The organism is Bartonella sp. LB28NMGDW (assembly GCF_042194435.1).
In the GTDB taxonomy this organism is placed as follows: domain Bacteria; phylum Pseudomonadota; class Alphaproteobacteria; order Rhizobiales; family Rhizobiaceae; genus Bartonella; species Bartonella grahamii.
In genome coordinates this window covers 1-680 of the sequence record NZ_JBHIMX010000143.1, presented here as the reverse complement: position 1 = coordinate 680, position 680 = coordinate 1, and the positions used below count along the sequence as shown (strand labels likewise).

Genomic DNA, 680 nt, shown 5'->3' with positions numbered 1-680 from the left:
ATCAAGAAAGGCTTTATGGATTGTCCCGCTATTACCATTCAAAGACCGGATGGTACAGAAAAGGTCCTGCCTTCAACGAAAATCACCTCCAGAGGATTGGCATGTTTGAGAGAACAAATCTTTGGGGGTGTGCAATGAAGGTAGATACTAACTTCTTATGCGATTTGTGGATAACGTTGTTTCAGTTTGTCAATTGTGAATATGTAGATGATAAAAATTGTAGTGCTCTGGTTGACATCATGGGGGTGGTAGAAAAAGCTTTGATTGTAAAACTTCAAGATGAAGTGCCGAATATTACAAAGATTCTAGCAGTTCTTACAGGTTTTGGAACTTCAGAACTACCGCATAGCATGAATCCGTTATTGCAAGCTTATGCTCCTACTTTAGAGAGCCCCATTAAAAAGGTTGCTTAATTAAAAAAATAGAACTCCCCTCCCCGTTCTCAACAATGGGGAGGTGGTTAAAAACGAATATTTATCAAGAGAAAATTACAGTTTAGAAGAAATGTATCTGTTTAAACTCACACCATTTTCAGCGGCTTGTATTGCAAGTTTTCTATGGAGTTCTGGTGGTATTCTTAATTGAAACTTACCACTGTATTTACCATGTGACAAAGGCACAGGAACTTCTTCTCCATTATGTTGCATGTCCTCAACAACTTCTGAAACAAGGTCCATAAT

2 protein-coding genes are annotated in these 680 nt (G+C 38.1%); one reads left to right on the top strand and one right to left on the bottom strand.

The genetic code is table 11. The features are described 5' to 3' along the window. The first annotated feature begins 134 nt into the window (after positions 1 to 134). Positions 135 to 413, top strand: coding sequence for a hypothetical protein (locus ACFIKG_RS09690; RefSeq protein ID WP_375648910.1), 279 nt, complete (start codon positions 135 to 137; stop codon positions 411 to 413). A gap of 75 nt (positions 414 to 488) precedes the next feature. Here the strand turns inward: ACFIKG_RS09690 and ACFIKG_RS09685 are convergent. After that, positions 489 to 680, bottom strand: a 192-nt coding sequence (locus ACFIKG_RS09685) for a toxin-antitoxin system HicB family antitoxin (RefSeq protein ID WP_375652241.1), incomplete at its 5' end; no start/stop codon positions are given.